Source organism: Nocardia testacea NBRC 100365, assembly GCF_000308775.1.
GTDB lineage: Bacteria > Actinomycetota > Actinomycetes > Mycobacteriales > Mycobacteriaceae > Nocardia > Nocardia testacea.
This window is the reverse complement of the sequence record NZ_BAGJ01000233.1, coordinates 1-4,507: the sequence shown is the minus strand read 5'-3', so window position 1 is coordinate 4,507 and position 4,507 is coordinate 1. Positions and strand designations below refer to the sequence as shown.

Below are 4,507 nucleotides of genomic sequence, written 5' to 3'. Positions count from 1 at the left end.
CTTCCGGTGGTGGCTCCGCTTCGGGTGGCGGTTCGGCCTCCGGTGGTGGCTCGGCCTCCGGTGGTGGCTCCGCCTCGGGTCGTGGTTCGGCTTCCGGTGGTGGCTCGGGTAGTGGTTCCGGTTCTGCCAGCAGCTCCGGCTCGGGTAAGGGCAAGATGAAGCTGGTGGCCGGCGCTGCACTAGGGGGCGCTGCTGTCGCCTATGGGCTTACCCAGCTCGGCTCTGAAGAGACTCCCGGGGCGGAGGACCCCGCGAATCCTGCTGAAGACCAGCCCTACGACATCCCTGGTCAGGACGATCAGCCCGCAAATGTCGGCGGCGCAGTAGGCGGCCAGGCCGGTGCTTCGCAGCCACGGGCGAATCCGAATTACATGGAGTACCCGCAGGGTCCGCAATATCCGCAGAATCCGCAGAATCCGCAGAATCCGCAGAATCCGCAGAATCCGCAATATCCGCAGAATCCGGGTGCGACGGATCCCGGAGCGACCGACCCCGGCTCGGGCGACTCCGACTCCGGCTTGTTCGGACCGGACGGCCTCGGATCGGGTGAACTCTCCGCAGACGAACTCGGTTCGGGCGACAGCAAAACCGGCGGCACCGGGACCGGCGGTGGCGCTGGTGGCGGGACCGGCGGTGGCGCTGGTGGCGGCACCGGCGGTGGCACCGGTGGCGGCACCGGCGGTGGCACTGGTGGCGGGACCGGCGGTGGCACCGGTGGCGGCGGCCTCGGGGACATAGCCACTCCTCTAATGATGGCTGCCATGGCGTCTCAAATGGGCGGAGACAAAGACGACAGCGGTGATGAGGAGGAGTCCGATGAGGACAAGTCCGATGAACCACCCGCGTCCGCCCCGGCCCCCAACCCAGGACCGCCTGTTCCGCCGGGTGAGGGCCAGCCTCCAGGCGAAGGCCAGCCGCCTGCGGAAGGGGAGCCGCCCGCGGAGGGCGAACCTCCCGCGGAAGGTCAGCCGCCTGGGGAAGGTGAGCCCCCTGCGGAGGGCCAGCCGCCGGGTGAGGGTCAGCCTCCTGGGGAAGGTCAGCCTCCGGGTGGAGGCCAGCCTCCGGCGAACGGCCAGCCCCCCGCGAACGGCCAGCCTCCGGCGAACGGTGAACCTCCCGCGGAAGGTGAGCCATCGGCGGAGGGCGAAGCCTCCGCGGAGGGTGAATCGCCCGAGGAGGAGGAGCCCGGTACCAGTTCGGGGCAAGGACTGTAGGAGAAGCCCTGTGCCGGAGCCACGTTCGGCGCTGGCCGGTGCGTTTCGACTCGCTCACGTCATGAGCGCGGAGATCGGCGCAACGACCGGTGCCTCGTGTTTCCGGAGCAGGGTGGGCGGCGCCACCGGAAGTCGGCCGGTGGCGGCCCTGTGTCGGCGGTCGGCGGCCGACCCGGTGGTTCGATAGCTGTTTCGGTCGAGGTTCCGGCTGCCCGGACGACTGGTAGGCGTTACGCGTCGACCATTCGAGCGGCAGTCGTCGGGCATGGGGCCGGTCGGGGATTCGGCCTGCGACGCAAGTGATCTCGGTCGGAAGCAATGGGATCTCGATGCACCGATGTTCGTTGCGTTGGGCCTATCCGAGCGGTCGTCACGGCATCGTGGGCGAATGATTCGTTTGTCGGCTTCTGATGGAGTGGTGCGGTGGGACGGCCTTCGAGGCCTGAGTCAGCGGGGCCGCCGGACGATGTCGCCATCGGACCCGGCTTGCCGAGCCGGACGATCTCGCCGTGGTACTGGTGGGCGGGCCCGGGACCGCCCGGCGATTCCGGTTGGCACCGCGATCGTCGAACTCGGACAGAAAGGGCCTCGACCGTCGCTCGCCTGCGTATCGCGATGAAGGGATGCCCGGGCTTTCACGGCCGCTCCCGGTGGACCGGTCAGCGGCGGCGTCCGGCGCAGGGCGCGGCCTTGGCGGATTTCGCCTGATCGACCTCGTCGTCGGTGAGCGCGCGGACCGGAAGTTCCTGCCGGGCGACATTGTCGGCGCGAATACCGTTGAGTGTGATGGCCATATAGCGCCGCCAGATCTCGGGGTTGATGGGCTTGGCGAATTCGGCCAGGCCGTCGACCATATGGATCATCGCGAACAGGTCCGACGGTTCGATCTCGGGCTGTAGCACGCCGGCGTCGCGGGCTCGGTCGACGATCGCGGCCACGGCGGGTTTGATGCGGTCGCGCAGGCCGTGGAAACGTTCTGTGTCGAGGTCGAGTTCGAGAATGACCTCGCTGAATCCGCGGTTGACGGCGAGATGCCTGCAGGCGTATTCGACGAACTGGACCAGGCCGAGCCAGGGGTCGGGGTCGCGCAGGCCGGCCTCGGCGTGGTCTGCGAATGCGCTGAGGTTGTGTTCGAAGACCTCGGCGATGAGTTCCTTCTTGTTGGCGAAGCGGCGGTAGACCGTGCCCACGCCCACACCCGCCCGCTCGGCGACATCGTCGAGGGTGATCTCCAGCCCGCGATCGGCGAACAGTTCACGAGCCGCCTCGACGATGCGTTGTTGATTGCGTGCGGCGTCGGCGCGCAGACGCCGGGGTGCGCGCAGGGTCGTGGCGTGTTTCACACCGTCATCCTATCAATGCCGGGATTAAGCGGAGACCCTATCTCCGTTATTGTGTTAGTCTTCATACAAGCGGAGGTAAGTTCTCCGTTTCCTGATCTTCTCAGCAATCCAACCTTCTCCCAAGGGGCGAGATGACTACCACGATCGATCGCGGTCCATCCGCGCAGGAAATACCGTCGGGACGGCGCGGTTCGCACGCGCTGCGATGGTGGGTTCTCGCCGTGCTCGGCGTCGCCCAGCTCATGGTCGTGCTCGATGCGACCGTGGTGAATATCGCGCTTCCCGAAGCCCAGCGCGACCTGGGGTTCGACGATGCGAGCAGGCAGTGGGTGATCACCGGCTACGCCCTGGCGTTCGGCAGCCTGCTGCTGCTCGGCGGCCGGCTCAGTGACCTGTTCGGCCGGCGCAACACCTTCATCATCGGCCTGATCGGCTTCTCGGTGGCCTCCGCCGTGGGCGGCGCGGCAACCAACTTCGAAATGCTGGTGGCGGCCCGGGTCGGCCAGGGTGTGTTCGGCGCGTTGCTCGCTCCGGCCGCGCTCTCGCTGCTCACCGTGACCTTCACCGAGCCGTCGGAACGGGCGAAGGCCTTCGGTATCTTCGGCGCGGTCGCCGGGACCGGCGGCGCCATCGGCCTGCTGCTCGGCGGTGCGCTCACCGAATGGGCCTCGTGGCGCTGGGTGATGTTCGTGAACCTGGCATTCGCGGCGGTCGCGCTGGTCGGCGCCGTACTGCTGCTGGCCCGGCACGCAGGCGGGCCGCGGCCCAAGCTCGATATTCCGGGTACCGCCGTGGTCACCGCCGCGCTGTTCGGCATCGTCTACGGGTTCTCCCACGCCGAGAGCGACGGCTGGACGAACTCGGTCACCCTCGCGTTCCTCGTGGGCGGCGCGGCGCTGCTGGCGGTGTTCGTATGGCTCGAGACCCGGGTCGCCCATCCGCTGCTGCCGCTGCGCATCGTGCTGGACCGCACTCGCGGCGGGGCCTACCTCGCGGTATTCGTCATGGGCATCGGCATGTTCGCAATCTTCCTGTTCCTGACCTACTACATGCAGCTGACGCTGGGCTATTCGCCGATCATGACCGGGGTCGCGTTCCTGCCGATGGTCGCCGCCATGGTCGCCTCCTCGACCACGACCCCGTCGCTGCTGCTGCCCAAGCTCGGGCCGAAGGTGGTCGTGAGCAGTGGGTTCGCGATCGCGGCGCTCGGCATGGCCTGGCTGACCCGTATCGGGCTGGACACCGGATACACCACTCATATCCTGCCGGGGCTGATCCTGCTCGGACTGGGTCTCGGTGGCGCGATGTCGACCGCGTTCCAGAGCGCTACCTCGGGTGTGCGCCACGACGATGCCGGGGTGGCGTCCGCGATGATCAACACCAGCCAGCAGGTCGGCGGGTCGATCGGCACGGCGCTGCTGAGCACCATCGCGGCCTCGGCCTCGAGTGATTATCTGGCCGCCCGGACCCCGGACCGGCTCACCGTCGCGCAATCGGCCATCGAGAGCTACACCACCAGCTTCACCTGGGCCGCGGGCGTGTTCGTGCTCGGCGCGGTGGTGCTCGCGGTATTGATGCCCAGTGCGCTCCCGGTGCCCGCCGAAGGGGAACCGGTACTCGCACACTGATATTCGCGACCGAACCGCCCGCCTCCGCGATATGCGGAGGCGGGCGGTGGCGTATCGGTTGCCGGCGGGCTCAGGGCCGGGAAGACACCGGCGGCAGGGGATGGTCGTGGCCGACCGGCACGGTGCGCAGCACATCCGGGCGGCCGGTGATCAGACCGTCGACATCCAGGTCGATCAGGGCATTCGTGGTCGCGGGATCGCCGACCGTCCACGGCAGCACCCGTATTTCCCGCTATGTGCTGCCTCGGCCGGTGCGACGATGGCGGACGCGTGGGAACCGGCATTCCGGTCCCCGCGGCGACGGTGCGGTTCGGCCGGCGCT

At 68.4% G+C, this 4,507-nt stretch carries 4 protein-coding genes; 2 read left to right on the top strand and 2 right to left on the bottom strand.

What is annotated here, in order from left to right; genetic code table 11:
• Positions 1–546 precede the first annotated feature (546 nt).
• Positions 547–738: a hypothetical protein gene (locus tag ON38_RS36305; protein WP_157181896.1), complete on the top strand. Its 192-nt coding sequence runs from the start codon at positions 547–549 to the stop codon at positions 736–738.
• A 1,135-nt stretch (positions 739–1,873) separates the two neighbouring features.
• Here ON38_RS36305 and ON38_RS25750 read toward each other — a convergent pair.
• Positions 1,874–2,557: a TetR/AcrR family transcriptional regulator gene (locus tag ON38_RS25750; RefSeq protein WP_039827603.1), complete on the bottom strand. Its 684-nt coding sequence runs from the start codon at positions 2,555–2,557 to the stop codon at positions 1,874–1,876.
• Between the two features lie 131 nt (positions 2,558–2,688).
• Here ON38_RS25750 and ON38_RS25745 point away from each other — a divergent pair, with 131 nt between their 5' ends.
• Positions 2,689–4,185: an MFS transporter gene (locus tag ON38_RS25745; RefSeq protein ID WP_039827602.1), complete on the top strand. Its 1,497-nt coding sequence runs from the start codon at positions 2,689–2,691 to the stop codon at positions 4,183–4,185.
• Between the two features lie 70 nt (positions 4,186–4,255).
• Here ON38_RS25745 and ON38_RS36300 read toward each other — a convergent pair whose 3' ends face one another.
• Positions 4,256–4,405 (bottom strand): hypothetical protein, encoded by a 150-nt coding sequence (locus tag ON38_RS36300; protein ID WP_157181895.1) that lies wholly within the window; start codon positions 4,403–4,405, stop codon positions 4,256–4,258.
• Positions 4,406–4,507: the final 102 nt, after the last annotated feature.

Coding starts and splice junctions, on each gene's coding strand:
- ON38_RS25745 (WP_039827602.1), top strand. CDS start 2,689: ATGACTACCACGATCGATCGCGGTCCATCCGCGCAGGAAATACCGTCG.